Origin of the sequence: Streptomyces sp. TLI_105 (assembly GCF_900105415.1) — a bacterium.
Lineage (GTDB): Bacteria > Actinomycetota > Actinomycetes > Streptomycetales > Streptomycetaceae > Streptomyces.
Genome location: NZ_FNSM01000001.1, coordinates 1,561,143 through 1,586,891, shown reverse-complemented (window position 1 = coordinate 1,586,891; position 25,749 = coordinate 1,561,143). Strand labels below are relative to the sequence as shown.

Genomic DNA, 25,749 nt, shown 5'->3' with positions numbered 1-25,749 from the left:
GGCGAAACGCCGCGGCTTGCCGGGGCGTTTCGCCAGTTCAGCGCAAGCCGTCTGTGTCGTCGTGCTCTTCGCCGATTGGGAGTGGCCGACGGTCCTCCCCCGGGTCATCGCTGTAGATGACCGCGGAGACCGCGCTGTCGTAGGCATCGTCGAGGCCGTTACCGCTTGCGCCGAGTATGTTCTCCCAGTCAATTCCCATACCTACGAGCCTACCCGTAGTGTTCGAGGAACCGAGCGATGTGGGCGTTGAGCTCGTCCGCCTGGGCAAAGATCGCAGCTTCCTCTCCTGGAAGGTGGGCGGCGCGGCCAGCCTCGTCATCGGGCTGCGGCAGTCGCACACCTAGCGCTTCCGGTTGATCTTCATCGTGTCGAGGTCCGTCACCGTCGAGCGCAGCGCCTTGTACCCGTGTCCCAGCTCGCCGAGCGCCTTCTCCACCCGGTCCTCCGCGATCGCGCCCGCCATCTCGTCTCCGTCCTCGGCGTCCGAGACGACGACCAGGCGGTACGAGAAGTGCTTCAGCGTCCGGTCGTAGGCCAGCGAGCCCTCCTCCGTGAACTGCATCGCCGTCAGCCCGTGCGCGTCCACCTCGGCGAGCAGCCGGGACCGGCTCTCCTCCGACAGACCGTCGAACGTGCCGCGCACGATGACCCGGTAGGTGTGCTGCGTGCCCATTCCTCGTACTCCCTGTGCCCTGGTCCACGGCCGCCACGGTGGCGGGCCGACCCTCCACACTACGGCGGCGGGCACCGCCGCCGCCGGGAATATCCGGGCGCCCCGCCCCGGCGGCTTTGCCGAAGCCTGACGCGGAGAACCCCTGGTCAGGACCGGATCTGCCGTGTTCCATGGATCGATGACGACCGTACGACGTGCCGTACTGACGCTGCCCGCGGCCCCGTTGGGCCCGGACAACCCCCTTCCCGCACTGCGGGCCCCCGCCGGCGCCGGGGCCCACGCGGTCGACGCGCGGACCCTCGCGGAGCTCCCGCGCGACATGGCCCGGGGCATCGGACGGGCGCCCCTGCGCAGCCTGCTCCCGGCCCCCGTGCGCGACGGCTACGGCCGCGAGCGCACGCCCGCGGACCTCGACACGATCGTGATCGAGAACGACCGGCTCCGGGTGACCGTGCTGCCCGGCCTCGGCGGCCGCGTCCACTCCCTGCACCACAAGCCCACCGGACGTGAACTCCTCTACCGCAACCCCGTCCTCCAGCCCGCCGCCTTCGCCCTCAACGGCGCCTGGTTCTCCGGCGGCATCGAGTGGAACATCGGGGCCACCGGTCACACCACCCTCTCCTGCTCGCCCCTCCACGCGGCCGTCGTCCGCGCCCCCGACGGCGGCCCGATGCTCCGCCTGTGGGAGTGGGAGCGCCTGCGCGACCTGCCCTTCCAGGTCGACCTGTGGCTCCCCGAGGACTCCGACTTCCTGTACGTCGGCGTCCGCGTCCGCAACCCCCACGAGCGGACCGTCCCCGCCTACTGGTGGTCCAACACCGCCGTCCCCGAGGAGCGCAGGGTCCTCGTGCCCGCCGACGCGGCCTGGCACCACGGCTACGAACGCGGCCTGGACCGCCTGCCCGTACCCGTCGCCGAGGACGGCACCGACCGCTCGTACCCGCTGAACGGCGCCCACGCCGCGGACTACTTCTACGACCTGCCCGAGGGGCAGCGCCGCTGGATCGCCGCCCTCGACGCGGACGGCCACGGACTCGTCCAGACCTCCACCGACGCGCTGCGCGGCCGCAAGCTCTTCCTGTGGGGGACCGAGCGCGGCGGCCGACGCTGGCAGGAGTGGCTGACCGAGCCCGGAACCCCCGGCTACGCCGAGGTGCAGGCCGGGCTCGCCCGCACCCAGCTGGAACACCTGGAGCTCACGGGCGGCGCCGAGTTCAGCTGGCTGGAGGCGTACGGGCCGCTCGCCGCCGACCCCGCCGCGGCCCTCGGCGACGACTGGGCCGCCGCCCGCGCCGACGTCGAGGCGAAGCTGGCGGCGGCGCTGCCCCGCGCCGCCGTCGACGCGGCGTACACCGCCTGGCGGGAGGGCGCCGCGGACGCCGAACCGGAGACCGTCCTCGCGGCCGGCTCCGGCTGGGGAGCCCTCGAAGTCCTGCGCGGGGGACACGCGTTGCCCGGTACGCCCTTCCCCGAGTCGACCCTCGGCCCGGACCAGGAACCCTGGCGGGAGCTCCTGCGCACCGGTGTCCTGCCGCCCCCGGCGAAGGGCGCGGGACCCGGTGCGCCGCTGGTCGCCGCCCCCTGGCGGGACATGCTGGAGACCGCCCCCGCCGACCCGTCCACCGAGTACCACCTCGGCATCGCCCAGTGGCACGCGGGAGACCGCGCCCAGGCGGTACGGAGCTGGGAGCGCGGACTCCACCGGGCCGAGGCGCGCTGGCCCCTGCTGTACTGCCTGGCCGTCGCCGACCAGGAGGACGGGCACCCGCGGCGGGCCGCCGAGCGGTTCGCGGAGGCCTTCGCCGACCACGCGGAGACGGACGGCGCCGAAGACGTCGCGGTGGTCGCCGCCCTGGGGCGCGAGGCGATCGTCGCCCTGCTCGCCGCCGGGCGGACCGGCACGGCGGGGGAGTTGTGGGCGAGCCTCCCGGAGGAGGTCCGGGGGCGGGGTGCGTTCCGGCTCCTGGAGGCGCGGATCCTGCTCGCCGAGGGCAGGAAGGGCGAAGCCCGCGCCGTCTTCGACGCGGGCTTCGAGGTCGCCGATCTGCGCGAGGGTGCCGAGATCCTGGGCGAGCTGTGGGCGGAGCTCACCGACGAACCCCTGCCGGACGCCTACGAGTTCAGGATGCGCCCGAGCTGACGGGCGGGCGCCGAGCGGCGGTACCGTGGACCATGGGCCGTGTGACGACGGCACGGAGGGGCGGGGGTCCGGGGATGGCGTCTTGGGCGACGGCCGAGTGCCGGTGCGGCCACCCGCGCTTCCGCCATGCCGAGCCCCGGTTCTCCGGCGCCTGCGGCACCTGCCTGTGCGGCGGGTTCGAGCTGCCGCCGTCGGCGGCCGGCTCCGCGGATCCCGAGCCTGCCCGGCCGGAACCGGACCGCACCCCGCATCCGAACTGCCCCTTCCAGGACCCGGACTGCCTCGGATTCCACGACTTCTTCCGGGACTGAGGCGGTCCGGTTCCGCCGTGGGGCGTCAGGACACCCGGCACAGGATCTCGCCGTGCGGGACCATGAACCAGGCGTCCTCCTGCCCGCCCCACTCCCGCCAGGCCTCCGCGATCGACTCCAGCTCGGCGGCGGTCGCGTGCCCGCCCTCCACGGCCAGGTCGGCGTAGCCGGAGGCGGTCGTACGGTCCGCCCACAGGCCGCTCCACCAGTCCCGCTCCTCGGGAATGGCGAAACACCAGGTGGCGGCCGTCGTCGTGATCTCGGTGAAGCCGGCCTGCCGGGCCCAGGAGAACAGTCGCCGTCCCGCGTCCGGTTCCCCGCCGTTGGCGCGCGCGACCCGGTGGTACAGGTCCAGCCACCCGTCCAGGGCGGGCCGCTCGGGGAACCAGGCGAAGGCCCCGTAGTCGCTGTCGCGGGCCGCGACGACACCGCCGGGCCGGCACACCCGGCGCATCTCGCGCAGCGCCTGGACCGGGTCGCCGACGTGCTGCAGCACCTGATGGGCGTGGACGACGTCGAAGGAGTCGTCGGGGAAGTCCAGAGCGTGGACGTCGGCCACCGCGAACTCCACGTTCTTCAGGCCGCGTTCGGCGGCGCCCACGCGGGCCTTCGCCAGTACGTCCTCGGCCGCGTCGACCCCGGTCACCCGGCCCGGCGCGACCAGGGCGGCCAGGTCGGCCGTGATGGTGCCGGGCCCGCAGCCCACGTCCAGGACGTCCAGGCCCGGGCGCAGTTCGGGCAGCAGGTAGGCGGCGGAGTTGGCGGCGGTCCGCCAGTTGTGCGAGCGCAGGACCGACTCGTGGTGGCCGTGCGTGTAGACGGCGGTCTCGGAGGCCGGGGGCTGTGCGGAGGCGTGCGTCATCGAAGCGACTCCCTCGGTGTGGGTGCGTGTCTCCACCGTACGCACGACGGCCGAATGATGAGACCCGTGTCTTGCGATGTGGACAAGGGGTCATGCCAACAGGGCCCTCCGGTACCGGAGTTCCTCCAGGACCCGGCCGCCCGTCTCCTCCCGTACCGCCGTCCCGTCCGGCCGCCAGCCCGCCGCCTCGTAGAACCGCCGCCCCCGTGCGTTGCCCGCGAAGACCCACAGCGCCGCCGCCCGGAACCCGGCCGCGACGAGCGCCTCGGTGGACGCCGACAGGAGCGCGCGCCCGACGCCCGTGCCCCAGACCTCCGGCAGGGCGTACAGCGCCGCCAGCTCGGCCGTGCTCCCGGCGGCGAACTCCCCGTCCGGCCAGGGCCGGAAGCACGAGAAGGCGACCAGCCGCCCGCCGTCCCCCGTCGCCACCAGCACCGAGGGCCGGTCCGGCGCCGCGAGGCGGGCGCGCCAGACGCCGGTGCGCTCCTCGACGTCCAGGGCGTCGAGGTACGGGCGGGGGAGCAGGTCGCGGTAGGCGGCCCGCCAGGACAGGACGTGCACGGCGGCGAGGGCCGCGGCGTCCTCGGGAAGCGCTTCACGTATCGGCATGCCGCATTCTGGCCCACCGCCGGCCGTACCGCCCCGCGCCCCTGGGGCGGGCCCTCCGTCATCCGTACGGCCCTGATCGAGCGCGCCGGGAATGAACGGCGTCCCCGCCCCCGCCCGTGTGGGCGCGCGCCTGCCGGGGTGGTTCCCACCCGCCCGTGTGGGCAATCGTCCCGCTCGAGCAGGGGAGACCCCCTCGCCCCAGCGGAACGACTGCCCACAACGGGGTGGGCACCGCCCCGGCGGAACGGCTGGGTCCGCCGGACCGGGCCGTGCACGACACCCAGGGGTGCCTCTTCGGCGCGGTCGCGCGTCACCCGGTCACCGTCGTCTGAAGGGGCGAGAACGCCCGAACCTTCGTATAAAGGGCACACGGGGGTGTCCGCCCGGCGCCCCGCGCGCTCAGGAGGTGCGGGACATGCGGCAGACGGCTCCGGAAGGCCGCGGCCCGGTGCGCTACGGCCCTCCCGCGCCCGACACCGGCCTCCCCGTCCTGCCCGGACTCGCCGGGCTGCTCGCCGCCGCCGCCGGACGGACCACCCCCGAACCGCCCGGCGGCGGGCCCGTCCTGCGCGAGGCCGCCGCCGGCTACTGGTGGCGGCGCGGCCTGCGCACCCACCCCGAGGACGTGGTGGCCGCGCCCGGCGCCCCCGCGCTCCTCCTGGCCCTGATCGCCGCCCACGGCGGCGACCTCCTGCTGCCCCGCCCCTGCCCCGCCTGGTGGACCCCGCAGGCCCGGCTCCTCGGCCGCCCGGCCTACCACGTGCCCACGGCCGCCGAGGCGGGCGGCGTCCCCGATCCGTACGCCCTCCTGGAGACCGTCCGCCGGATCCGCGCCGAGGGCGGCGACCCCCGGCTCGTGCTGCTCTCCGTCGCCGACGACCCCACCGCCACCGTCCCCGCCCCGGAACTCGTCCGCGAGGCCTGCGAGGCGGCCGTCGCCGAGGGCCTGCACGTCATCAGCGACGAGACCTGGCGCGACACCCTCCACCAGCCGGGCGGCGCCGTGCTGCTCAGCCCCGCCGAGATGTGCCCCGACGACGTCACCGTCCTCGTCGACCTCGGCGGCGCCCTCACCCCCGCCGCCTGGCCCTGCGCCGTCGCCCGCTTCCCGCCCACCGACCCGTCCCGCGCCGACCGCTGGACCGACCGCAGGGCCCGCGTCCTCGACGTGCTCACCGCCCTCGGAGCCCTCGTCCCCGGGCCCGTGGCCCCCGCCATGGCCCACGCCCTCGACGAACCCGAGGACGTCACCGTACGGGCCCGGCGCGCCGCCGCGGTCCACGGGCGGCTCGCCGGGGCCGCGCACCGCACCGTCCTCGCCGCCGGAGCCCTGGCCCGGCCGCCGCAGGCCGGCCGCCACCTCTACGCCGACCTCGGACCGCTGCGCGCCGGGCTCGCCGCCCGGGGCGTCACCGACTCCCTGGAGCTGGAGAGCCACCTCACCGCGCGGCTCGGCGCCCCGGCGACCGGCGGCCACCGCTTCGGCGACGAACTCGGCGCCCTGCGCGTCAGGTTCGGCACCGGCATGTTCCTGGGCGCCACCGAGGAGGAGCGCGCCGAGGCCCTCGGGGTGTCCGATCCGGTGGAACTGCCCCACGTGGCCCGTGCGTTGGAGGACTTCGGAGGAGCCCTGGAGGAACTCCGGTGACCGGGTCCGTGCCGCCGACCGCGGCCGTGCGCCGGCGTCCCGGGACCACCGCCCCTCCACGATGTGCCGAGCACGAGCGGAACGGAGCCCGCAGATGACCGAACGGACGGCACCTCCCGCCCGGGCCGGACAGACACCGGCCCCGCACCACCCCGGCCAGGCCGCGCCCCCCGCCCCCGTCCTGCAGCCCGTCGGCCGGCTGCGGCAGGACTGGCCCCGCACCTTCGCCGACCGGCTCACCGCGCCCCTCCCCGGCGTCCGGGCCCTGGCGCGCCTCGCCCGCGAAGGAGCCGTACGCCCCCGCCCCGAGGGGCTCCGTGACATCCCCCTGCTGCCCTTCGAGCCCGGCCCGCTGCCGCCCGCCGGACCCGACACCCTCGCCGTCACCTGGGCCGGGCACGCCAGCTGGATCCTGCGCGTCGGCGGACTGACCGTCCTCACCGACCCGGTCTGGTCCCGCCGCATCTTCGGCACGCCGGCCCGCCTCACCCCCGTCGGGGTCCGCTGGGAGGACCTGCCGGCCGTCGACGCTGTCGTCATCAGCCACAACCACTTCGACCACCTCGACGCCCCCACCCTCAGGCGGCTGCCCCGGCACACCCCGGTCTTCGTCCCGGCCGGACTCGGCCGCTGGTTCACCCGCCGCCGGTTCAGCCGCGTGACCGAGCTCGACTGGTGGGAGGCGGCCGAACTCGACGGGGTGCGCTTCGACTTCGTCCCCGCCCACCACTGGTCCAAGCGCACGCTCCTGGACACCTGCCGTTCCCTGTGGGGCGGCTGGGTCCTCACCGACCGGGCCGGACGCCGGATCCACTTCGCCGGGGACACCGGATACGGCCACTGGTTCGCCGAGATCGGCCGCCGCTACCCCGGCATCGACCTGGCGCTGCTCCCGATCGGCGCGTACGCCCCGCGCTGGTGGCTCAGCGACGTCCACACCGACCCCGAGGAGGCGGTCCGCGCCCACCAGGACCTCGGCGCGCGGAGGATGGCACCCATGCACTGGGCCACGTTCGTGCTGTCCTCCGAGCCGGTCCTCGAACCCCTCGCCCGGGTCAGGGCCGCCTGGGAGAAGGCCGGTCTGCCCCGCGAGGACCTGTGGGACCTGCCGGTCGGCGCGTCACGGGTGCTCGTGTCCTGACGCGTCGGGCGAGCCCTCATGGCGCTCGTGTCCTGACGCGTCGGGCGAGCCCTCACGGTGCTCGTGCCCTGACGGAGCCCCGGAGCCCCGAAGTCGCCGCCACAGCGTCGGGACCGCGCTGATCAGCACCGTCAGACCCACCGCCGCGACCACGCCCTGCCAGGGCTCGGGGAAGAGCGAGCCGCCCAGGATCCCGATCAGCTGGTACGTCGCCGCCCACGCCAGGCACGCCGCCACGTCCCCCCGCGCGAAGCGGCGCAGCGGCATCTGGGCGAGCAGGCACGCCAGCATGACCGGGATCCGGCCGGCCGGCACGAGCCGGGACAGCACGAGCACCGACACCTGGTGCGTGTCGAGCCGCTCCTGCGCGTGCGCGAGCCGCTCCGGCGTCACCCGGGACCGCAGCGCGGCGAGCCAACGCGAGCCGTTGCGGGAACGGACCCCGCGCTGCCCGAGCCAGTAGAGCGCGGTGTCGCCGAGGAACGCGGCGAAGGCCGCCACCAGGAAGACGAAGAGCAGCGAGAACGGCGAGGACTGGTGGAAGGCGACCACCGCCGCCGAACTGACGATCGCGCCCGTCGGCACGATCGGCACCAGCGCGCCGAGCGCCACGAGCAGGAACAGCGAGGGATAGCCGACCGCCTGCTGCGTCGACTCCGGCGGCAGCTCGCGCACCGCCGTGACCATCCCGGTGACACCGAGGATCACCGCGCGACCTCCGGCCGCACCCGATCGCCGTGGCCGAGGAGGTGGACCGCCACCTTCGGCGCGAGCCGGGCCGCGTGCCGGACGAACTCGTCGCCCGGCGCGTGGAACTCGTGCGGCCGGACCCCGTCGAGCCCGATCGGCCAGTACGTGCCGTAGTGCACCGGCACCGCCGCCGCCGGCGAGAGCGCGGCGAGCGCCCGGGCCGCCCGCCCCGCGTCGAGGTGGCCGTGCCCGAGGTAGGGCCCCCAGCCGCCGACCGGCAGCAGGGCCACGTCCACCGGGCCCACCGCGTCCGCCATGCCGTCGAACAGGCCGGTGTCCCCGGCGAAGTACGTGCGCGCCTCGCCCTCGACGACGTACCCGAGCGCGGGGGAGCGGTGCGGTCCCACGGGCAGCCGCCGCCCGTCGTGGAGCGCGGGGACGGCCCGTACCGTCAGGCCCTCCACCGTCACCGCGTCACCCGGCTCCACCTCGGTCAGCCGCAGCCCGTTCCGGTCGAGCCTGCGCAGCCCGGGCACGGCGGCGGGCGCGCCGCGCGGCACGAGGACCCGCGTCCCCGGCGGGAGCTGGGCGAGCGAGGGGAGGTGGAGGTGGTCGGCGTGCAGGTGCGAGACGAGGACGGCCTCGGCGCGGGCGGCCTCGGGCGGCGGCAGGGCGCCGCGCCGTCGGCGCAGATGCGCGAGCCGCCGCGCGAACAGCGGATCGGTGAGGAAGCGGACCCCGGAGTCCTCGACCGTGCAGGTGGCGTGCCCCCACCAGGTGACCTCCACCGGCATGCCGCCCTTCCGCTGTCCGTCTCGCCAGACGTCTGTCGTAACGAGAGTAAATGTCCGGAGCGCCCTCCGGAGGATGTTCGGGCGTCACCTTCCGGCAGTAGGGTCGGTCCATGGACGACGTTCGGGTGGCGGCGATCGCCAGCCTCACCCCGCTCGAAGAGCTGGACAGCGACCCCTTCCTGGTCGACACGCGGGGCCAGCACGCGGTGTGCGCCCGCTGGGCCGACGACAAGGGGTACGTGCTCGCCCGCCAGCTGTTCTGCTACGGAATCCGCCCGGACCACGCGGCGCTCTGGGCCGATGTGGAGGCCGGGACGGTGGACCTCTTCGTGGCCCCCAACGAACGGGTCCTCGCCCGCGCGTTGACCTCCGTGCCGGGCTTCCGCGCCGAGTGCGAGCGGCGCGGTGTGCGGGTGGAGACGGTCGGACTTGACGAACCTCCGTACGACAAGGCGGCCAAGGCTGGCGTGCACCGGCGGCTCTCGATGCCCACCGCCGGGTACGACGGTTCCTGAGGCCGTCTCCTCGGACCGGCTCCTGAGACCGTCTCCTGACATCCCGTCCTCGGTGAGGACTTCCGCCTTTCCCACCCTTTCCCACCCGATCGCGGCCGTTGTGCCAGGCTTGAGGCAGGAAACGGGCGAAAGGCGAAGCGGGCGTGGGTGACGGGCGATGGGGTGGCGCCGACCGCTGGCGGTCCGCGGGCAGAACCCTGGCGCGGGTGCTCGTGGTCTGGGCGGTGTCCACGCTCACGATGCTCCTCCTCGCCGGGCTGCTGCCCGACTTCCAGCTCCAGTCCGCCGACGGCGACAGCTTCACCAGGACCGCCCTCACCGCCGCCACGGCCGCCGGCGCGTTCGGTCTGCTCGGCGCGCTCGTCTGGCCGTTGATCGTGCGGGCGCTGCTGCTCGTCCCGGCGCTCGTCCTCGGGCTGCTCGTCTTCTTCCTCAATGGCTCCCTGCTGCTCGTCGCGCTGTGGCTGATCCCCGACGGGCGGGGTGCCGCCGCCCCCGAGACCGCCGTCGCGGTGGCCGCCGTCATGTCCGCCGTGGCCTCCGCCACCTCCACGGCCCTCGCCGTCCGCGACGACGACGCCTACCGGCGCCGGCTCTACCGGCTCACCGGCCGCACCCGCCCCCGCGATCCCGGCGACACGGCGGGGTCCGTGCCCGGCACGGTCTTCCTCCAGCTCGACGGCGTCGGCCACCACGTGCTGCGCGGCGCCGTCGCCGACGGCCTCATGCCGACCGTCGCGGGATGGCTGGAGGCCGGACACCGGCTCACCCCGTGGCGCACCGACTGGTCCAGTCAGACCGGCGCCAGCCAGCTCGGCATCCTGCACGGCTCCAACGAGGACGTGCCCGCCTTCCGCTGGTACGAGAAGGACACCGGCCGGCTCATGGTGTCGAACCGTCCGGCGAGCGCCGTCGAGCTCCAGCGCAGGGCCGTGCGCCGCACCGGGGACGGCGGTCTGCTCACCGTCGACGGGGCCTCCCGGGGCAACCTCTTCAGCGGCGGCGCCGACCAGCTCGCCCTCGTCCTGTCGATGGCCGCCCGGCGCGGCCGCCGCAACCGCTCCCGGGCCGGCTACTTCGCCTACTTCTCCGACCCGGCCAACGCCGTCCGCACCGCCGGATCGCTCGTCGCCGAGTGCGTCCGGGAGGTGTACCAGTCGACGCGGGCGCGGCTGCGCCGGGAGACGCCGAGGGTCTCGCGCGGTGGCACGTACCCCTTCGTCCGCGCCTTCGCGACGGTCGTCGAGCGGGACGTCGTCGTCTCCGCCGTGATGGGGGACATGCTGGCCGGGCGGACCGCCGTCTACGCCGACCTCGTCGCGTACGACGAGGTGGCGCACCACTCGGGGCCGCACGGCCGCGACACGGACCAGGTCCTGGCGCGCCTCGACCGGGCGATCGCGCTCATCGCCACCGTCGCCGAGCACGCCCCGCGTCCGTACCGGATCGTGCTCCTCTCCGACCACGGGCAGAGCCCCGGCGAGACCTTCGAGTCGGCGTACGGGCTGGCGCTCAAGGACCTCGTACGGGCCGGGTGCGGGCTGCCGGTGCCGCGCCGCGTGCGGCGCACCTCCCGGGGGCGCCCCCGGACGGAGTCCGGGGGCGGTTCCGAGGCGCGGGACGCGGCCAGGGACGCGCTGCGCAGCGCGCTGCACCGGCCGGTGGACGAGAGCGAAGAGACGGCCCGGGAGCTGCCCGCCCGGCCCTCCGAGCCGGTGGTCCTGGCCTCGGGCAATCTGGGGCTCGTCTCCTTCCCCGACGTGCCGCACCGGATGACCCGGGAGGAGATCGACCGGCGCCATCCGGCCCTCCTGCGCACCCTCGCGCACCATCCGGGCATCGGCTTCGTGCTGGTGGCGAGCGCCGAGCACGGCTCGGTGGTGCTCGCCCGCGACGGGGTGGAGGTGCCGGTCGCCGAGCTCGCGGACGACGGGCCGCTCGCGGTCTTCGGGCGGGGCGCGGCGCGGGCGGTGCGGCGCACGGACGGCTTCCCGCACGTCGCGGACATCATGGTCAACTCCATGTACGACCCGGCGACGGGGAACGTGCACGCCTTCGAGGAGCAGATCGGCTCGCACGGCGGTCTCGGCGGGGAGCAGTCGCACGCCTTCCTCCTGTCGCCGCCGGACCTGTCGCCGCCGGTCGGGGCGGGGGAGGAGCTGGTCGGGGCGGAGCAGGTGCACCGGGTGCTGCGGCGCTGGCTGCGCGAGTCCTCGGGTCCGCAGGTGCCGCTCGGGCAGGCGGGGGCGCCGGGTCCCCTGGAGATTTCCCCGTCCACGGGCACAACGGAATCATTTCTTCCGGTTGATGGCCCGGCCGCACAGGACAAAAGCCGCTGATTTGGACGCCTGTTCGCCGTTACCGGACGATGGTCCGGATTTGTACGACGGAAGGCGCACCACCCCATGAGCACGGCCACCACAACTCCACAGCGCGCACCCGCGACGGACACCCCGCCGGCCGACCGGCACGCCCGACGCTTCGGCCTCCCCATCGCGACGGCCCTCGTCATGGGCAACATCATCGGCGGCGGGATCTTCCTGCTGCCCGCCTCCGTCGCCCCCTACGGCACCATCAGCCTCGTCGCCTTCGGCGTCCTCACCCTCGGCGCGATCGCCCTCGCCCTCGTCTTCGGCCGGCTCGCCCACCGCCTGCCGCAGACCGGCGGACCCTACGTCTACGCCCGTGCCGCCTTCGGCGACTTCGCCGGCTTCCTCGCCGCCTGGTCGTACTGGATCACCGCCTGGGTCTCCAACGCCGCCCTCGCCGTCGCCGCCGTCGGCTACCTCGACGTCCTCGTGCCCGTCCACGGGTCCAAGCCCGCCACCATCGCCGCCGCCCTGCTCTTCCAGTGGCTGCCCGCCCTCGCCAATCTGGCCGGCACCCGCTACGTGGGCGCGGTGCAGCTCGTCGCGACCGTGCTCAAGTTCGTCCCGCTGATCCTCGTCGCCGTCGGCGGCCTGTTCTTCTTCGACAGCGCCAACCTCGGGCCGTTCCACCCGAGCGGGGGCAGCGCGCTCGGCGCGGTCTCCGCCTCCGCCGCGATCCTGCTCTTCAGCTACCTCGGCGTCGAGTCCGCCGCCGTCAGCGCCGGCGAGGTCCGCGACCCCCGCCGCAACGTCGGCCGCGCCACCGTCCTCGGCACCCTCGGCGCCGCCGCGGTCTACCTCCTCGGCACCCTCGCCGTCTTCGGCACCGTCGCACACGACGAGCTCGTCACCTCCACCGCGCCCTTCTCCGACGCCGTGAACGCCATGGTCGGCGGCTCCTGGGGCGGCGCGGCCGTCGCCTGCATGGCCATGGTCTCCATGCTCGGCGCCCTCAACGGCTGGACCCTGCTGAGCGCCCAGGCCCCCTACGCGGCCGCCCGCGACGGACTCTTCCCGAAGGCGTTCACGGTCAAGCGGCGCGGTGTGCCGACCGTCGGCGTCCTCGTCACCGTCGTCCTCGCCTCGCTCCTGACCGTCTACAACTACACGGCCGGCACGAAGGGCGTCTTCGAGGTCCTCGTCCTCGTCACCACCTTCACCGCCACCGTGCCCTACCTGCTGTCCACGGCCGCCCAGGTCTACTTCCTGCTCTCCGGCCGGTCCGAGAAGGTCTCCCGGGCCCGGCTCGCCCGCGACGCCGTCCTCGCCCTCGCCGCCTTCGGCTTCTCCCTCTGGCTGGTCGCCGGCTCCGGCTACGCCGCCGTCTACCAGGGCGTCCTGTTCCTCTTCGCCGGCGTGCTCGTGTACGCCTGGATGGCCGCCCGCAGGCAGCGCGCGGCCGCCGAGGAGGTGCCCGGCGAAGCCTGACCGGACCCGCCCCCGATCAGCCGGGCAGGCCTCGGGCGATGACCGCCGGGGCGGTGAATCCGGGGCCCTGACGTAGGCCGCTCGGGCGGATCACCGGCCGGGGGAGCCGTACCGGTCCCGCGGCGGGGCAGTACGGATCTCCGTGAGCCCCGCGCACCAGACGCCCCCCGCGCCCGCCGCCCCGGCGGGGCACCGGGCGCGCCCGGCCGGGGGCCGGCACCGGTGGATCGCGCTCCTCCTCGTCCTCGCCGCGCTGTTCGGCGCCGGGGCCGCCGCGCTCCCCGTCGCCGAGACGCGCGCCGCGGCCGCCGCCCCGGCCTCCGATCCGGGCGGCGAGACCCACGACCCCGCCGGCACCGTGGCCGGACTCCCCGGCCGGGCCCGGACCCACCGCGCGCACCTCCGCCGCGTCGGTCCCGTGCCCCGGCCCCGCGGCCCCCGGGGCCACCGCCGGACTCCGGCCCCCGCCCCCGCACCCGCCCCGCGCGGCGACGCGCTCCGGTGCGTGGTGATGCGCTGCTGAGAGGCCCCGCCTCCCCGCAGTCCCCCCACATCACCCCCGCACCACGAGGAGTTCCGTCATGCCCGTCGACCCGTACGCCGTCCTCCAGGCCCTGCTGCGCGCCGAGGCCTCACGCGCCCTGCGCACCGCCCCCGAGCCCGGATCCCCGGCACCCACCCGCCCCGTCGAGCCGGCCGCCCGGACCTCCGGGCGCCCCGCCCGCACGCCCGAACCGACCGCGCACCGGGAGGACCGCCTGCGCTGAACACCGTCCCCGGCCTCCCGGAGAGCACCTCCGGGAGGCCGCCGGACCGGCCCCCTCAGGCCGCCTCCACCGTCCTGAGCGTCCGCGTGCCCCGCCTGGAGTTCAGCCCCACGAGGAGCGCCGCCGCCGCGGCGAGGACCGTGAGCGCCACCAGGGCCGGGACGAGGCCGACCAGCGGGCCCGCCGCCAGGCAGCACACCCCGCCCACGGCCAGGGCGGTCGGCCGCCGTCCCGAGGTCCGCAGCACGATCGCGGCGGCGCCCAGCAGATAGACGCCGACGCCCCCGGTCAGGGACCAGGCCACGACCCCGTGCAGCGGCTCGGCGAGGCCGTAGTGCCCGGTGTCGGCGACCTGCTGGAGGACCTTCTTCATCCCGAGCGCGCAGAGCACGACCCCGGCGACCAGCGGCAGGTGCAGGAACGTGTAGACGTCCCGCGCGAAACGGGTGCGGTCGTCGCCGTCCAGCCCGGTGAGACGGTGCTCGGCGGCCTCGCCGAGCTGCCGGAAGTACAGCCGCCACAGCCCGGCCGAGAGCAGCAGCCCGGCGGCCGAGGCGCCTAGCACGGCGTACGAGAGCGGGAAACCGGAGACGCCGACGCCCATCGCCACAATGGACTCGCCGAGGGCGATGATCACGATCAGGCCGTGCCGCTCGGCGAAGTGCCCGGGGGAGTTGACCCGCCAGCCGGAGGAACCGGTGACGTAGATCCCGCCGTAGTCGACGGCCACCGCCCCCAGCCACCACAGGAGCTGGACCCGGCCGTCGTACGCGCAGCCGATGAGCAGCAGCACCAGCGGCGGCAGCACGGACGCCATGGCCGTACGCCGCAGGGTCGCCCGCAGCGCGGTGTCGCCCGGGCTGGAGAGCCAGTACGAGGTCAGGTGCAGGACGCGCACCGCGCCGTAACAGAGCACGAACACCAGCGGTGTCGAGAGCCCGCCAGAGGCGTCCGTGAAGACGTCCGGCACGGCGAGGGACACGATCAGGACGACGGCCATGACGGTGACGAGCACGCCGAACAGCGCGCCGGAATCGGCCCGTACGACATTGCCCAGCCAGGCGAAGGCGCACCAGCACCACCACAGCAGCGCGAGGACGACCATCGCTCCCACCATCCGCACCGGTGAGGGCGCGGCCGCCATGAGGGCGGTGACCTGCGTGATCGCATACACGAACACCAGGTCGAAGAAGAGCTCCGCGGGCGTCACCTTGTGATCGTCCCCGGTGGCCACCATGGCCTGTTGTCTGTTCCACGACATCCGTGTTCTCCCCCTTCGGGGCGCCGGTTCCGGCCACCCCGGCGGGAAGACTACTCACCCCGGAAGAGCGACGACACGGCTGTCCGGAGACCGCCACCGGACCCGGACGTCGGCCCGGCATTACCCGCCAGGTAATCGACCCCCTTCGCGCCGCCCGGCATGCTCATGAACACCGGAACCCGGGCGGCGCACTCCGCTCGGGCTCCGGGCCCACCACCAGCGCGAACGTCCCCTTCGGAGGGTGATCCACCATGTCCCAGGCCCTGCTTGCCGGTCTCGCCCGCACCACCCGGCCCCAGTCCGCGGTGCGCCGCTTCCTCGCCCTCGACGCCGTCGTCACCGGAGCCAACGGGATCGCCTACCTCGCCGCCTCCGGCCCCCTCGGCGAACTCCTCGGCGTCGACGCCGGGCTCCTCCTCGAACTCGGCGTCTTCCTCACCGCGTTCGCCGCGGGCGTCGCCTGGCTCGCGAGCCGCCCGCAGCCCCCGGAGCTCGCCGTGAAGCTCGTCGTCGACGCCAACGTGATCTGGGCCGTCCTCAGCGTCGTCGCCCTCGTCGCCTGGCTGGAGCCGACCACCGCCGGCCTGCTCTGGACCCCCGTGCAGGCGGCCACCGTCGCCGGCTTCGCCGGACTCCAGTGGGCGGCCCTCAGGGCAGCCGCGCGCTGAGCGAGCGCAGGTACGCGACCGTCTCCGGGTCGGCCGGGAGGAACGTCTCGATGGCCAGCTCGGCGACGGTCACGTCCATCGGCGTGTTGAACGTCGAGATCGACGACACGAACGACAGCACCCGGCCGTCGTGCTCGATCCGCAGCGGCAGGGCGAAGTACGGGTACGGCTCCGCGTCCGGCCGGTCCTCCGGGTCGATCCGCTCGGGCAGCGGATAGGCCGCCACCTCCTCGTACAGCTCCCGCAGCGGCTCCGAACGGGCCAGCGCGATCTGACGCTCCATCTGGGCCAGGAGGTGGCCCCGCCACTCCCGCAGGTTCCGGATCCGGGGCGCCAGGCCCTCCGGGTGCAGGGTGAGCCGCATCGCGTTCATCGGCGGGGCCAGCAGGTGCTCCGGAAGCCCGCCGAGCAGCAGTCCGATCCCCCGGTTGGCCGCCACCACCGTGTACGTGCCGTCCACCACCAGGGCCGGGTACGGCTCGTAGCCGTCGAGCAGCTGCTGGATGCCCCAGCGCAGCGTCTCCAGGCGCGGCGCGTCCAGCGGCGACTCCGCGTACCGGGGCGCGTATCCCGCCGCCAGCAGCAGCGCGTTCCGCTCCCGCACCGGCACCTCCAGGTGCTCGGCGAGCTTCAGGACCATCTCCTCGCTCGGCCGGGAGCGGCCCGTCTCCACGAACGAGATGTGCCGTGCCGAGGAGTCGGCGCGCAGGGCCAGCTCCAGCTGACTCAGCCTCCGCTGCTCACGCCATCCGCGCAGCAGCGGCCCCACCCCCGTGTCGGTCACGACAGTTGTCATGGTCAGACGGTATCCCAGAGGGGGACCCCGGGTAGTTTCCCCCCGGGGCCCCTGTCCGTCACCCCGTCACCCGCACCACCCGACCGGAGGGAGCACCGCCGTGCCCACACAGCCGCTGTCGCAGAAGGAGATCGAGGACCGGCTCAGGGAGCTTCCCGGCTGGTCCGTCGAGGAGGACCGGCTCACCCGCACCTACGAACTCGGCGACCACTTCGCGGCGACCGCGCTCGTCATCCACGTGGCCCAGATCCAGCAGGAGCTGAACCACCACTCCGACCTCACCCTCGGCTACAACACGGTCGCCCTCTCCGTGAACACCCACTCCGCCGACGACGCCGTCACCGAGAAGGACTTCGAACTCGCCGAGCGCGTCGAACAGATCGCCCCCGGCCACGGTGCGACCTGACGATCAGTAGGATCACGGGCATGGCGGAGACCGTGCTCGACTACGAGGCAGAGGCGGCGCACTACGACCGGACCCGTGGCGGAGCGCCCCGCGCCGAGGCGGCCGCCGAGGCCGTCCTGCGACTCGTCCCGCCCGGCGCCCGCACCCTGCTCGACCTCGCCTGCGGCACCGGACTCGTCACCGAACGCCTCGCCCGGCCCGGGCTGCGCGTCTACGGGGCCGACGCCGCCCACGCCATGGTGCGGGTCGCCGCGGGCCGGGCGCCCGGCCGCGCCGTACGCGCCGACGCCCGGCGGCTGCCGCTGCCCGACGCCTCCCTGGACGCCGTCACGGCCGTCTGGCTGCTGCACCTCGTCCCCTTCGCGGCGGACATCGTCGCCGAGGCGGCCCGGGTGCTGCGCCCCGGCGGGGTCCTCGTCGTCACCGTCGACAAGGACTCCGCCCACGACGTCGACAGCGACATCGACGCCGTCCTCCGCCCGTACCGCACGGCCGACGCGGCCTCCGACCGCGCCGACCTGATCACCGGGTACGCGGCCGCCCACGGCCTGGACCCGGCCCCCGGCACCCGCTTCACCGGCCACGGCCAGGGCGACACCCCGCGCGACACCGCCCGGAAGCTGCGCGCAGGGTACTTCGCGTCCTGGTTCACCGGAGACCCGGCGACCACCGAGACGCTCTCCGCCGCCCTGGCCGCCCTCCCGGACCAGGACCGCCGCCGCCCCGACCCCCGCTACCGGCTCGCGAGCTTCGTCAGGCGCGGCTGAACTCCATCACCCAGTTCGTCACCCACGCGTCGGTGCCCTCGGCCGCGAAGGCCTGCTCCCAGCGGGCCGTGCGGGCGCTGATCCCCGACCAGCGGAACCGGACCCGCACCGGCCGTCCGGCGTAGCTGTCGGTGCCGTGGAACTCGCCCGTCCCGTCGGACGCGAACCGGCCCCGTACGGGTGGATCCAGCCTGCCCGTACGGCTGTTGGACCAGTTCAGCGTCCACTCCCCGGTCTCCGGCTCGTACAGCCGCAGCGTCAGACCGCTGAACCCCTCCGTCGGGAAGACGATCTCGTCCACATGCGCCCGGCCGTCCCAGAAGAGCCGGCCCGTGGTGTGCCCCTCGAACTCCTTCCACCCGCTCTCCGGGTCGAGGAAGTCCGCGAGGCGGCGGTTGCGGACGTGCCACCGCCCGTCGAGGAAGGCGAACCCGTCGGCGCTCACGCCCGGCCTCCCGAACCCGTCGGCGCTCACGCCCGGCCTCCCGAACCCGTCGGCGCTCACGCCCGGCCTCCCGTCGTGCCGGAGGGCAGGGCGTCCCCGAGGTAGCCGGCGAGGTCCGGGGTGTCCGGCGTCAGCATGTGCCGTGCCCAGGCGTCCCGTTCGTGCCCCAGCGGCGCCAGCTCCCACACACAGCCGATCCACGACCGGTCGACGCGGACGAAGTGCGCCGGATCGGTGTCGGGGCAGTCCAGGGCGGCCTGGCCGGCGGCTCCTCCGCCGAAGTGGAGCACGTTGTCCCACACCCAGCTGTACGCGTTGAGGTACGCGCCGCTGTCGCCGCCCCGGTGCAGCACCACGAAGCCCGCCGCCGGGGTGCCGTCCGGCTCCGGCAGCAGCTCCGGAAGGAGTGCGTACGCCGCCTTCTCCACCTCCGGTTCGATGCCGGTGGGGTCCGAGGTGACGTGGTAGCGCTTGAGGTGCCGCCCGGCGATCTCGACCGGCGGCAGCGCGAGGAGGTTCTTCTCTGCGAAAGCCATGGCTGGACTGTAGGAACCCTTCACTGACACCTTGTGTCAGTGAAGTCCAGCCGTCTCCTCTCGATCCTCCTGCTGCTCCAGACCGGCGGCCGGATGACCGCCGACCGGCTCGCCGAGGAGCTCGGCGTCTCCGTCCGCACCGTCTACCGCGACGTCGAGGCGCTGCACGCCGCCGGCGTGCCCCTCTACGGCGAGGCCGGGCACCGCGGCGGCTACCGGCTCCTGCCCGGAAGCCGCACCCGTCTCACCGACCTCTTCGCCCGGGAGGCCGAGGCGCTGGTCCTCGCCGGCATGCCCGGGGCCGCCGAAGGACTCGGACTCGGCCCGCACTTCGCCGACGCCCAGCTGAAACTGCGCGCGGCCCTCCCGGCGGCCCTGCGCGAGCACGTCGACCGGCTGCGGGGCCGCTTCCACATCGACGCCCCCGGCTGGTACGACGAGGGCGACGAGGCCCCGTTCCTGCCCGAGGTCGCCGACGCGGTCCGCACCGGACGCGTCCTGGAGGTCCGCTACCGGCGCTGGAAGGAACCGACCGATGTCGACCGGCGCCTCGAACCGTACGGCCTCGTGCTCAAGGCCGGCCGCTGGTACCTGATCGCCGGACCCGGACCGCGCACCTACCGCGTCGACCAGATCCTCGCCCTCACCGTCACCGACGAAGAGGCCGTGATCCCCGAGGACTTCGACCTCGCCGCGCACTGGCGGGCCAGCCGGACCGACTTCCACCAGCGGCTCCGGCAGGGCGAGGCCGTCGTACGGCTCTCCCCGCGCGGCGCCGCCCGGCTCACCGGCGCCGCCGCCCGGGCCCTCGCCGCCACCGGCACCCCCGAACCCGACGGCTGGACGCGCGCCACCCTGCCCGTCGAATCGCCCGAACACGCCCACGACACCTTCCTCGGGCTCGGCGCGGAGGTGGAGGTCCTCGCCCCCGAGGACCTCCGCGACCGCATCGCCGCGACCGTACGGACGCTGGCGGAGCGGTACGGCTGAGGCCGACCGCCACGCGGCCTCAGCTCCTCGGTCCGCCCCAGACCCCCGTCGCGAAGTCGGCGAAGGAGCGCGGCTCGCGGCCCAGGATCCGCTTCACTCCGTCCGTCGACGAGGCGTTGTGGCCGTCGAGGAGCGTCGCGAACAGCGCCGCGAGCCACGCCGCCTCGGGGGCCGGGAGCCCGAACCCGGCGAGCAGTCCGGCGTACTCGCCCTCGGGCACCGGCCGGTAGGCCACCGGCCGGCCCGAGGCGCGGGAGATCTCCGCCGCCACCTCGGCGAAGTCGACCGGCCGGGGGCCCGTCACCTCGTGCACCCGTCCCGCGTGGCCGTCCGCCGTCAGCGTCTCCACGACGACGTCCGCCAGGTCGTCCGCGTCGATGAACGGCTCGGCCGTGTCACCGGCGGGAAAGACGACCGCGCCCTCGGCGACCCCCTCCGCGAGCAGCCCCTCGGAGAAGTTCTGCGCGAAGAACGAGGCCCGTACGACGGTGAGTTCGGCCCCGGAGGCGGCCGCCCGCAGGGCCTCCTCAGCCAGGACCGCCGCCGGCTCCCCGCGCCCGGAGAGGAGGGTGAGGCGCCGTACGCCGTTCTCCACGGCCAGCCGGCCGAAGGCGTCCATCGCCTCGACCGCCCCGGGGGCGGCCAGGTCCGGGTAGTAGGCCACGTACGCGGCGTCCGCGCCCCGCAGCGCCGGGGCCCAGGTCTCCGGGGCCTCCCAGTCGAAGACCGTCGCCCCGCTCCGGGACCCGGCGCGGACCGTCGCGCCGCGGGCGGTCAGCCGCTCGGCCACGCGCCGCCCGGTCTTGCCGGTGGCGCTCGTCACCAGGATCGTCGTGGTCGGCGTGTTCCGGTTGTTGTCCGTGTGCGTCGTCATGGCTCAAGACTCCCGCCCGGAGCCCCGCCCGCCCATGCTCCGCAGTCTCATCCGCCTACGTCTCCGTCTCGCCCCGCCCCGTCGACGGCCTACGCTTGCGCACCATGGACGCACTCGCCGGACTCCTCGACGGGCCACGCGCCAAGGGCGCCTTCCTGCTGCGCATGATCATGGAGCCGCCGTGGTCCGTGCGCATCGAGGACGAAGCCCCGGTCTGCCTCATGTGCGTCACCGAGGGCGAGGCCTGGATCGTCCCCGACACCGGCGACGCCGTCCTGCTGCGCCCGGGGGACATCGCCATCGCCCGCGGCCCCGAGCCGTACACCGTCGCCCACACCCCCGACGCCCCGCCCCGCGCCAGGATCGGCCCCGACGGCGGCTGCACCACCCTCTCCGGCGAGCCGCTCGCCCAGTCCATGCGCCTCGGCGTCCGCACCTGGGGCAACGCCCCGGACGGCGGCACCACCGTCCTCGTCGGCACCTACCTGATGGACGGCGAGGTCGGCCGCCGGCTCCTCGACGCCCTGCCCGGCCTGGCGCACCTGCCCGCCGACGTGTGGAACTGCCCCCTGATGCCCTTCCTCGACGAGGAGATCTCCCGCGACGAACCCGGCCAGAGCGTCGTCCTCGACCGGCTCCTCGACCTGCTGCTCATCGCCGCCGTCCGCGCCTGGTTCTCCCGGCCGGGAGCCGAGGCCCCCGCCTGGTACCGCGCGATGGCCGACCCGGTGGTCGGCCGGGCGCTCCGGCTGCTCCAGAACGACCCCGCCCACCCGTGGACCGTCGCCTCGCTCGCCGCGAAGTCGGGCGCGTCCCGGGCCGCGCTCGCCCGCCGGTTCACCGAACTCGTCGGGGAGCCCCCGATGGCTTACCTCACCGGCTGGCGGCTCGCGCTCGCCGCCGACCTGCTCCGCGAGACGGACGCCACCGTCGAGTCCGTCGCCCGACAGGTCGGCTACAGCGGCGCGTTCGCCCTGAGCGCCGCCTTCAAGCGCGTACGGGGCATCAGCCCGCAGGAACACCGGAGCCGTGACTGAGCGACCGGGCGCGTCTTGCCGGACCGGCAACATTTCTCGCGCTCGCGGCCGTCCCGTCGCACCCTGGAGCCATGAGCCAGCATCGCGCGTCCCACCCCGGCCACCAGCACGGTCACGGCCACGGCCACCACGACAGCACCCACCTCGACTGGAGCGAGATGGCGTCGCTCCTGGAGCGGCAGGCCGAGATCGCGAGCCCCGCGTACGCGGAAGCCGCCGCCTGGCTGGGCACCCTCGCGCCGGTGCAGGGCGTCCGCCGGATCCTCGACGTCGGCAGCGGCCCCGGTGTGGTGACCAGCCTGCTCGCCGAGGCCTTCCCGGCCGCCGAGGCGGTCGCCGTCGACGGCGCCCCCGAACTCCTCACCCGGGCCCGGGCCCGCGCCGAGGCGCGCGGTCTCGGCGCCCGGGTCTCCACCCGCCACGCCGAACTCCCCGAAGGGATCGCCGCCCTGGGGCAGGCCGACCTCATCTGGGCGGGCAACTCCCTGCACCACATGGGCGACCAGAGCGCCGCGCTCGCCGGGTTCGCCGGCATCCTGAACCCCGGTGGCCTCGTCGTCCTCGTCGAGGGCGGCCTGCCCCGGCGGCACCTGCCCCAGAACATCGGGATCGGCAGGCCCGGCCTCGAGGCCCGGCTCGACGCCGCCCACACCGAGTGGTTCGGCGAGATGCGCGCCGAGCTCCCCGGCTCCAAGGACGAGCCGGACGACTGGCGGGCGCTGCTCGCCGGCGCCGGCCTCACCCCGGCCGGCACCCGCACGTTCCTCGTGGACGTCCCCGCGCCCGTCTCCCCGGCCGTCCGGGAGCTGGTCCTCGCCCACTACGAGCGCCTCCGGGACGGCCTGGCCGCCCGGCTCGACGCCGACGACAAGGAGACGCTCGACCGGCTGCTCGACCCGGCCGACGCGCTGTCCCTGCACCACCGCACGGACCTGTTCCACCTCACCGCCCACACCGTGCACACCGCCCGCAAGGGCTGAGCCCGTACCGGGCCCGGGTCAGGACACCGGCTCCAGCCGCCACCACTGGAACGGCGAGTCGGTGTCCTCCCACTGCCGGACGTTCCCCCCGTCCTCCTTCGACTCGTCGGCGACCTCCAGGAACAGGCCGCTGACGAAGCTCACCAGGGCCACCGTCCCCGGCGACTGGAGGTCCTGCTCGATGACCCACTCCTGCGCGCCGAAGTTGTTGGCCCTCCACTGCTGGACGGGGGCGCCGTTCTCCGTGGACGCGTTCGCGACGTCGAGCCGCTTGCCGCTGGCCGCGTTGACCAGGTGATAGAGCCCGCTGCCGTTCGGTACGGGTCTGATGTGCCAGTGCTGCCCGGGAGTTCCGTCCCCGGTGCGCTGTTGCACCTTCGCGCCGCTGCGGCTCGATCCCTGGTACACCTCCAGGAGCAGCCCGCTGGCCACGTTCCGCACCTGGTAGAGGCCCTCCACGACGGGCGCCGGGGCACCGCTCACCGTACCGACTCCTTCTTCTCGCCAGGCGGTTGGACAGCACGGCCGACACCACCGCGCGCACCCCTCGGGGCCGTCTCCGACCCTACGTCCCGGGTATGACAACGACCCCGGCCGCCGCCCGGTGGTGCGGCTGGCACGATGTGCCGGTGACCGATCCCGATCTCCGTACCCTGCTCGACGACCCCGCCCGGGTCCTGCGCCACGACCGCGCCGAGCTCCGTGCCCGTCTCGCCGCCCTGCCGGAGGAGCACGGCGGCGTCGGCCGCGAGGTGTTCACCCAGGCCGAGGCGGTCTTCGGGAGCGCCCCGGTGACGTCCGCCGAGTTCGCCTCCTGGCTGCACTTCGCGGCGACCGTCCTCGGCCACCGGGAGTACGCCGAGCGCGTGGCGGCCGCCGAACCAGGGCTGCCGTGGCGGACGGTGTGGGCCTGGTGGCGGCCGGTCGGCGCCCACGAGGCCGCGCCGAACCTCAGCGGTGACCGCTCCGCCGAGGTGTACGAGGCCGACGGCACCCCGCTCCTGAAGGTCTGGGCCCTGTGGTGCGAGGACACCTGGTTCGACCTGGCCACCGGCGGCGCCCGGCCCGCACCCGCCGAGGGCACGGCCGAACCGCACGAGGAGACCGAGCCGGACGGGCCCTGGCTGTTCGACGGTGACGACGAGTCCTGGGCGCTGCGCCACCCCGACTCCTGGGAGGAGCCGATCCCGCTGGACGGCGGCCGCTACGTCTTCCACGACGCGCGCGGAGTGGCCGTCGTGGAGCAGAACGACACCGCCCTCGCCGACTGGCCGACGGGCGGGGCCGATTCCTCCCGCCCGACGCCGGCGGACGGCGGGCCGTGGTTCCGGCCCGGCACGAGGAACGCCGACGGCCCGCTCACCGCCGCCCGGCTCGACGGGGTCTTCGGTCCCTCCTGGGTCGTCCGTGTCCCGCCGGCCGACCTCCCCGCCGCCCTCACGCACGCCCCGACCCGGACGCTGCTCGCCGAGACCGGACTGCCCCGCCACTGGGCGGCCGGCGTCACGTCCTTCGCCCTCGCGGACGAGCTGCTGGCCCCGGGCCCCGAAGGACTGCTGCGCGTCGGGGAGTTCGACCTCGGGTACGGCGACCCGGGGGAGGTCTCCGTCCACCCCGCGACCGGCGCCGTCGGCCTGCGCCGGCCGGACGGCGGCCACGGGCCCGGCGGCGACGCCGTCTTCCCGCTCGTCCGCGACCTGGAGTCCTTCGTCCGGTTCCTGGAGGGCGTCCGCCGTCACATGGGCGCCTGCTGGGATCCGTATCCCGGGGAGGACGGCGTGAAGGACTTCCTCCGGGCGATGGCGGAGGTGGACGCCGGGGCGCTGTCAGACGGCGCACCCGGTGCCGAGGTGTGGGAGCACCTCTTCGCCTCGATCACCGAGCTCGGCGTGGACGGCTACTGAGGCGGAGCGCCGCCGGGGCGGCGCGGTGCACGGCTGGTGAGACGGCGCGCCGCCGACGCGGCGCGCCGCCACCCCCTCCGCCTCCTTCAGGCACCGACGTTGAACCCGGCCGGGTCCGGGCCGAGTCGGCGGTCCTCGTCGAGGGCGGCGATCGCCGCCAGGTCCTCGGCGTCCAGCTCGAAGCCGAAGACGTCGATGTTCTCGCGGATGCGCGAGGGGGTGACCGACTTCGGGATCACCACGTTCCCCAGCTGGAGGTGCCAGCGCAGCACCACCTGGGCCGGCGTCCGCCCGTGCTTGCGGCCGATCGCCACGATCGCCGGGACCTCCAGGAGGCCCTTGCCGGAGCCGAGCGGCGACCACGCCTCGGTCGCGATGCCGTGCCGCGCGTGCGCGTCGCGCGACTCCCGCTGGGCGAGCTGCGGGTGCAGCTCGATCTGGTTGACGGCGGGCACGACGTCGGTCTCGCCGATCAGCCGCTCCAGGTGCTCCGGCAGGAAGTTCGAGACGCCGATCGCCTTCGCGCGCCCGTCCGCATGGATCTTCTCGAACGCCCGGTACGTGTCGACGTAGGCGTCCTTCGCCGGCACCGGCCAGTGGATCAGGTAGAGGTCGACGTAGTCGAGCCCGAGCCTGTCGAGGGACGTGTCGAAGGCGCGCAGCGTCGAGTCGTAGCCCTGCTCGCTGTTCCACAGCTTCGTGGTGACGAACAGCTCCTCGCGGGCGATCCCCGACTCGGCGACGGCACGGCCGGTGCCCCGCTCGTTGTCGTAGATCGCGGCGGTGTCGATGGAGCGGTACCCGGCCTCCAGGGCCGTCGCCACGGCGGCCGTCGCCTCGTCGTCCGGCACCTGCCAGACGCCGAAGCCCAGCTGCGGCATCTCCACGCCGTTGTTCAGGGTGACCGAGGGAACGTTGCTGTCCTTGCTCACGTGGGATGGATCCTTACGTCGTCGTGTTCGTACTCCCATGATCAACGGACGAGCGGCCGTACGCATTCCAGAGGGAACCGGTCCGCTCGCCGGGGCGACGGCGCCGGCTCGCCCCTCCGTGAGCCGTGCCAGCTCCGCCAGGGCCTCCCGCGTGGCCGCGTTCCCCTCCCCGAGGACCCGCGCCCGGTCGGCGCAGACCTCGCGGA

At 74.9% G+C, this 25,749-nt stretch carries 30 protein-coding genes; 17 read left to right on the top strand and 13 right to left on the bottom strand.

Annotation, left to right across the window (positions count from 1 at the left end; all coding sequences use genetic code 11):
* Window positions 1-37: 37 nt before the first annotated feature.
* A complete protein-coding gene (locus tag BLW86_RS41935) occupies window positions 38-199 on the bottom strand; it encodes a hypothetical protein (protein WP_177181587.1) in 162 nt (53 codons plus the stop codon).
* A 19-nt stretch (window positions 200-218) separates the two neighbouring features.
* Between BLW86_RS41935 and BLW86_RS42995 the strand changes: the two genes are divergently transcribed.
* Window positions 219-344, top strand: coding sequence for a hypothetical protein (locus BLW86_RS42995; protein ID WP_256341243.1), 126 nt, complete (start codon window positions 219-221; stop codon window positions 342-344).
* On the opposite strand, the gene BLW86_RS07245 is transcribed toward BLW86_RS42995, so the two are convergent.
* Window positions 341-673: a DUF6204 family protein gene (locus BLW86_RS07245; RefSeq protein WP_093873252.1), complete on the bottom strand. Its 333-nt coding sequence runs from the start codon at window positions 671-673 to the stop codon at window positions 341-343. The genes BLW86_RS42995 and BLW86_RS07245 overlap by 4 nt on opposite strands.
* A gap of 178 nt (window positions 674-851) precedes the next feature.
* Here BLW86_RS07245 and BLW86_RS07240 point away from each other — a divergent pair, with 178 nt between their 5' ends.
* Both BLW86_RS07240 and BLW86_RS07235 read left to right on the top strand, forming a co-directional pair.
* On the top strand, window positions 852-2,813 hold the full coding sequence (locus BLW86_RS07240; protein WP_093873251.1) for a DUF5107 domain-containing protein: 1,962 nt from the start codon (window positions 852-854) through the stop codon (window positions 2,811-2,813).
* Between the two features lie 74 nt (window positions 2,814-2,887).
* Window positions 2,888-3,124, top strand: a complete 237-nt coding sequence (locus tag BLW86_RS07235) for a hypothetical protein (protein ID WP_093873250.1) — start codon at window positions 2,888-2,890, stop codon at window positions 3,122-3,124.
* A 25-nt stretch (window positions 3,125-3,149) separates the two neighbouring features.
* Here the strand turns inward: BLW86_RS07235 and BLW86_RS07230 are convergent, their stop codons facing one another.
* Window positions 3,150-3,986, bottom strand: coding sequence for a methyltransferase domain-containing protein (locus BLW86_RS07230; protein ID WP_093873249.1), 837 nt, complete (start codon window positions 3,984-3,986; stop codon window positions 3,150-3,152).
* Between the two features lie 90 nt (window positions 3,987-4,076).
* Complete coding sequence (locus BLW86_RS07225) at window positions 4,077-4,595, bottom strand: GNAT family N-acetyltransferase (RefSeq protein ID WP_093873248.1); 519 nt, start codon at window positions 4,593-4,595, stop codon at window positions 4,077-4,079.
* 415 nt (window positions 4,596-5,010) lie between these two features.
* On the opposite strand from BLW86_RS07225, the gene BLW86_RS07220 reads away from it, so the two are divergent.
* Entirely contained in the window at window positions 5,011-6,243 is a 1,233-nt protein-coding gene (locus BLW86_RS07220; RefSeq protein WP_093873247.1) for an aminotransferase class I/II-fold pyridoxal phosphate-dependent enzyme, read from the top strand.
* Between the two features lie 94 nt (window positions 6,244-6,337).
* Complete coding sequence (locus BLW86_RS07215; RefSeq protein ID WP_093873246.1) at window positions 6,338-7,384, top strand: MBL fold metallo-hydrolase; 1,047 nt, start codon at window positions 6,338-6,340, stop codon at window positions 7,382-7,384.
* Here the strand turns inward: BLW86_RS07215 and BLW86_RS07210 are convergent.
* Together BLW86_RS07210 and BLW86_RS07205 are read right to left on the bottom strand one after the other, a co-directional pair.
* Window positions 7,364-8,071, bottom strand: coding sequence for a DedA family protein (locus BLW86_RS07210; protein WP_093878545.1), 708 nt, complete (start codon window positions 8,069-8,071; stop codon window positions 7,364-7,366). The two genes, BLW86_RS07215 and BLW86_RS07210, sit on opposite strands and share 21 nt — an antisense overlap.
* A gap of 17 nt (window positions 8,072-8,088) precedes the next feature.
* On the bottom strand, window positions 8,089-8,868 hold the full coding sequence (locus BLW86_RS07205; RefSeq protein WP_093873245.1) for an MBL fold metallo-hydrolase: 780 nt from the start codon (window positions 8,866-8,868) through the stop codon (window positions 8,089-8,091).
* Between the two features lie 110 nt (window positions 8,869-8,978).
* Between BLW86_RS07205 and BLW86_RS07200 the strand changes: the two genes are divergently transcribed.
* The 5 genes from BLW86_RS07200 to BLW86_RS07180 all read left to right on the top strand — a co-directional run bounded on the left by BLW86_RS07200 (window position 8,979) and on the right by BLW86_RS07180 (window position 13,947).
* Window positions 8,979-9,383: a hypothetical protein gene (locus BLW86_RS07200; RefSeq protein WP_093873244.1), complete on the top strand. Its 405-nt coding sequence runs from the start codon at window positions 8,979-8,981 to the stop codon at window positions 9,381-9,383.
* A 143-nt stretch (window positions 9,384-9,526) separates the two neighbouring features.
* Window positions 9,527-11,722 carry a phage holin family protein gene (locus BLW86_RS07195; protein ID WP_093873243.1) on the top strand — a complete coding sequence of 732 codons (2,196 nt, stop codon included), beginning with the start codon at window positions 9,527-9,529 and terminating at the stop codon, window positions 11,720-11,722.
* A 66-nt stretch (window positions 11,723-11,788) separates the two neighbouring features.
* Complete coding sequence (locus BLW86_RS07190; protein ID WP_093873242.1) at window positions 11,789-13,180, top strand: amino acid permease; 1,392 nt, start codon at window positions 11,789-11,791, stop codon at window positions 13,178-13,180.
* 142 nt (window positions 13,181-13,322) lie between these two features.
* Window positions 13,323-13,703 carry a hypothetical protein gene (locus BLW86_RS07185; RefSeq protein WP_093873241.1) on the top strand — a complete coding sequence of 127 codons (381 nt, stop codon included), beginning with the start codon at window positions 13,323-13,325 and terminating at the stop codon, window positions 13,701-13,703.
* A gap of 58 nt (window positions 13,704-13,761) precedes the next feature.
* Complete coding sequence (locus tag BLW86_RS07180; protein ID WP_093873240.1) at window positions 13,762-13,947, top strand: hypothetical protein; 186 nt, start codon at window positions 13,762-13,764, stop codon at window positions 13,945-13,947.
* Between the two features lie 55 nt (window positions 13,948-14,002).
* Here the strand turns inward: BLW86_RS07180 and BLW86_RS07175 are convergent, their stop codons facing one another.
* A complete protein-coding gene (locus BLW86_RS07175; protein WP_093873239.1) occupies window positions 14,003-15,208 on the bottom strand; it encodes a low temperature requirement protein A in 1,206 nt (401 codons plus the stop codon).
* Between the two features lie 251 nt (window positions 15,209-15,459).
* On the opposite strand from BLW86_RS07175, the gene BLW86_RS07170 reads away from it, so the two are divergent.
* A complete protein-coding gene (locus BLW86_RS07170; protein WP_093873238.1) occupies window positions 15,460-15,876 on the top strand; it encodes a hypothetical protein in 417 nt (138 codons plus the stop codon).
* Here the strand turns inward: BLW86_RS07170 and BLW86_RS07165 are convergent.
* The gene (locus BLW86_RS07165; RefSeq protein WP_093873237.1) at window positions 15,857-16,672 is read right to left on the bottom strand and encodes a helix-turn-helix domain-containing protein; all 816 of its coding nucleotides are present in this window, start codon (window positions 16,670-16,672) and stop codon (window positions 15,857-15,859) included. The genes BLW86_RS07170 and BLW86_RS07165 overlap by 20 nt on opposite strands.
* 100 nt (window positions 16,673-16,772) lie before the next feature.
* Between BLW86_RS07165 and BLW86_RS07160 the strand changes: the two genes are divergently transcribed.
* Both BLW86_RS07160 and BLW86_RS07155 read left to right on the top strand, forming a co-directional pair.
* Window positions 16,773-17,078 (top strand): 4a-hydroxytetrahydrobiopterin dehydratase, encoded by a 306-nt coding sequence (locus BLW86_RS07160; protein ID WP_093873236.1) that lies wholly within the window; start codon window positions 16,773-16,775, stop codon window positions 17,076-17,078.
* 20 nt (window positions 17,079-17,098) lie between these two features.
* Window positions 17,099-17,845, top strand: coding sequence for a class I SAM-dependent methyltransferase (locus tag BLW86_RS07155; protein WP_256341242.1), 747 nt, complete (start codon window positions 17,099-17,101; stop codon window positions 17,843-17,845).
* On the opposite strand, the gene BLW86_RS07150 is transcribed toward BLW86_RS07155, so the two are convergent.
* Both BLW86_RS07150 and BLW86_RS07145 read right to left on the bottom strand, forming a co-directional pair.
* On the bottom strand, window positions 17,832-18,290 hold the full coding sequence (locus BLW86_RS07150; RefSeq protein WP_093878544.1) for a hypothetical protein: 459 nt from the start codon (window positions 18,288-18,290) through the stop codon (window positions 17,832-17,834). The two genes, BLW86_RS07155 and BLW86_RS07150, sit on opposite strands and share 14 nt — an antisense overlap.
* A gap of 56 nt (window positions 18,291-18,346) precedes the next feature.
* Window positions 18,347-18,826, bottom strand: coding sequence for a hypothetical protein (locus tag BLW86_RS07145; protein WP_093873235.1), 480 nt, complete (start codon window positions 18,824-18,826; stop codon window positions 18,347-18,349).
* A gap of 39 nt (window positions 18,827-18,865) precedes the next feature.
* Between BLW86_RS07145 and BLW86_RS07140 the strand changes: the two genes are divergently transcribed.
* Window positions 18,866-19,816, top strand: coding sequence for a helix-turn-helix transcriptional regulator (locus BLW86_RS07140; RefSeq protein WP_093873234.1), 951 nt, complete (start codon window positions 18,866-18,868; stop codon window positions 19,814-19,816).
* A 19-nt stretch (window positions 19,817-19,835) separates the two neighbouring features.
* Here BLW86_RS07140 and BLW86_RS07135 read toward each other — a convergent pair whose 3' ends face one another.
* On the bottom strand, window positions 19,836-20,690 hold the full coding sequence (locus tag BLW86_RS07135; RefSeq protein WP_093873233.1) for a Rossmann-fold NAD(P)-binding domain-containing protein: 855 nt from the start codon (window positions 20,688-20,690) through the stop codon (window positions 19,836-19,838).
* 104 nt (window positions 20,691-20,794) lie between these two features.
* On the opposite strand from BLW86_RS07135, the gene BLW86_RS07130 reads away from it, so the two are divergent.
* Together BLW86_RS07130 and BLW86_RS07125 are read left to right on the top strand one after the other, a co-directional pair.
* The gene (locus BLW86_RS07130; protein ID WP_093873232.1) at window positions 20,795-21,727 is read left to right on the top strand and encodes an AraC family transcriptional regulator; all 933 of its coding nucleotides are present in this window, start codon (window positions 20,795-20,797) and stop codon (window positions 21,725-21,727) included.
* Between the two features lie 71 nt (window positions 21,728-21,798).
* A complete protein-coding gene (locus BLW86_RS07125) occupies window positions 21,799-22,707 on the top strand; it encodes a class I SAM-dependent methyltransferase (protein ID WP_093873231.1) in 909 nt (302 codons plus the stop codon).
* Between the two features lie 18 nt (window positions 22,708-22,725).
* Here BLW86_RS07125 and BLW86_RS07120 read toward each other — a convergent pair whose 3' ends face one another.
* A complete protein-coding gene (locus tag BLW86_RS07120) occupies window positions 22,726-23,190 on the bottom strand; it encodes an RICIN domain-containing protein (protein WP_093873230.1) in 465 nt (154 codons plus the stop codon).
* A gap of 146 nt (window positions 23,191-23,336) precedes the next feature.
* Here BLW86_RS07120 and BLW86_RS07115 point away from each other — a divergent pair, with 146 nt between their 5' ends.
* Window positions 23,337-24,611, top strand: a complete 1,275-nt coding sequence (locus BLW86_RS07115) for an SUKH-4 family immunity protein (protein WP_093873229.1) — start codon at window positions 23,337-23,339, stop codon at window positions 24,609-24,611.
* Between the two features lie 86 nt (window positions 24,612-24,697).
* Here the strand turns inward: BLW86_RS07115 and BLW86_RS07110 are convergent, their stop codons facing one another.
* Window positions 24,698-25,582, bottom strand: coding sequence for an aldo/keto reductase (locus BLW86_RS07110; protein ID WP_093878542.1), 885 nt, complete (start codon window positions 25,580-25,582; stop codon window positions 24,698-24,700).
* Window positions 25,583-25,749 lie beyond the last annotated feature (167 nt).

What these genes read in the sequence shown, in the direction of transcription:
- BLW86_RS07225 (WP_093873248.1), bottom strand. Translation starts at nt 4,595, where the DNA reads ATGCCGATACGTGAAGCGCTTCCCGAGGACGCCGCGGCCCTCGCCGCC.
- BLW86_RS07235 (WP_093873250.1), top strand. Translation starts at nt 2,888, where the DNA reads ATGGCGTCTTGGGCGACGGCCGAGTGCCGGTGCGGCCACCCGCGCTTC.
- BLW86_RS07175 (WP_093873239.1), bottom strand. Translation starts at nt 15,208, where the DNA reads ATGTCGTGGAACAGACAACAGGCCATGGTGGCCACCGGGGACGATCAC.
- BLW86_RS07170 (WP_093873238.1), top strand. Translation starts at nt 15,460, where the DNA reads ATGTCCCAGGCCCTGCTTGCCGGTCTCGCCCGCACCACCCGGCCCCAG.
- BLW86_RS07200 (WP_093873244.1), top strand. Translation starts at nt 8,979, where the DNA reads ATGGACGACGTTCGGGTGGCGGCGATCGCCAGCCTCACCCCGCTCGAA.
- BLW86_RS07125 (WP_093873231.1), top strand. Translation starts at nt 21,799, where the DNA reads ATGAGCCAGCATCGCGCGTCCCACCCCGGCCACCAGCACGGTCACGGC.
- BLW86_RS07240 (WP_093873251.1), top strand. Translation starts at nt 852, where the DNA reads ATGACGACCGTACGACGTGCCGTACTGACGCTGCCCGCGGCCCCGTTG.
- BLW86_RS41935 (WP_177181587.1), bottom strand. Translation starts at nt 199, where the DNA reads ATGGGAATTGACTGGGAGAACATACTCGGCGCAAGCGGTAACGGCCTC.
- BLW86_RS07190 (WP_093873242.1), top strand. Translation starts at nt 11,789, where the DNA reads ATGAGCACGGCCACCACAACTCCACAGCGCGCACCCGCGACGGACACC.
- BLW86_RS07205 (WP_093873245.1), bottom strand. Translation starts at nt 8,868, where the DNA reads ATGCCGGTGGAGGTCACCTGGTGGGGGCACGCCACCTGCACGGTCGAG.
- BLW86_RS07230 (WP_093873249.1), bottom strand. Translation starts at nt 3,986, where the DNA reads ATGACGCACGCCTCCGCACAGCCCCCGGCCTCCGAGACCGCCGTCTAC.
- BLW86_RS07155 (WP_256341242.1), top strand. Translation starts at nt 17,099, where the DNA reads ATGGCGGAGACCGTGCTCGACTACGAGGCAGAGGCGGCGCACTACGAC.
- BLW86_RS07165 (WP_093873237.1), bottom strand. Translation starts at nt 16,672, where the DNA reads ATGACAACTGTCGTGACCGACACGGGGGTGGGGCCGCTGCTGCGCGGA.
- BLW86_RS07215 (WP_093873246.1), top strand. Translation starts at nt 6,338, where the DNA reads ATGACCGAACGGACGGCACCTCCCGCCCGGGCCGGACAGACACCGGCC.
- BLW86_RS07130 (WP_093873232.1), top strand. Translation starts at nt 20,795, where the DNA reads ATGGACGCACTCGCCGGACTCCTCGACGGGCCACGCGCCAAGGGCGCC.
- BLW86_RS07245 (WP_093873252.1), bottom strand. Translation starts at nt 673, where the DNA reads ATGGGCACGCAGCACACCTACCGGGTCATCGTGCGCGGCACGTTCGAC.
- BLW86_RS07110 (WP_093878542.1), bottom strand. Translation starts at nt 25,582, where the DNA reads ATGGGAGTACGAACACGACGACGTAAGGATCCATCCCACGTGAGCAAG.
- BLW86_RS07145 (WP_093873235.1), bottom strand. Translation starts at nt 18,826, where the DNA reads ATGGCTTTCGCAGAGAAGAACCTCCTCGCGCTGCCGCCGGTCGAGATC.
- BLW86_RS07180 (WP_093873240.1), top strand. Translation starts at nt 13,762, where the DNA reads ATGCCCGTCGACCCGTACGCCGTCCTCCAGGCCCTGCTGCGCGCCGAG.
- BLW86_RS07210 (WP_093878545.1), bottom strand. Translation starts at nt 8,071, where the DNA reads ATGGTCACGGCGGTGCGCGAGCTGCCGCCGGAGTCGACGCAGCAGGCG.
- BLW86_RS07135 (WP_093873233.1), bottom strand. Translation starts at nt 20,690, where the DNA reads ATGACGACGCACACGGACAACAACCGGAACACGCCGACCACGACGATC.
- BLW86_RS07220 (WP_093873247.1), top strand. Translation starts at nt 5,011, where the DNA reads ATGCGGCAGACGGCTCCGGAAGGCCGCGGCCCGGTGCGCTACGGCCCT.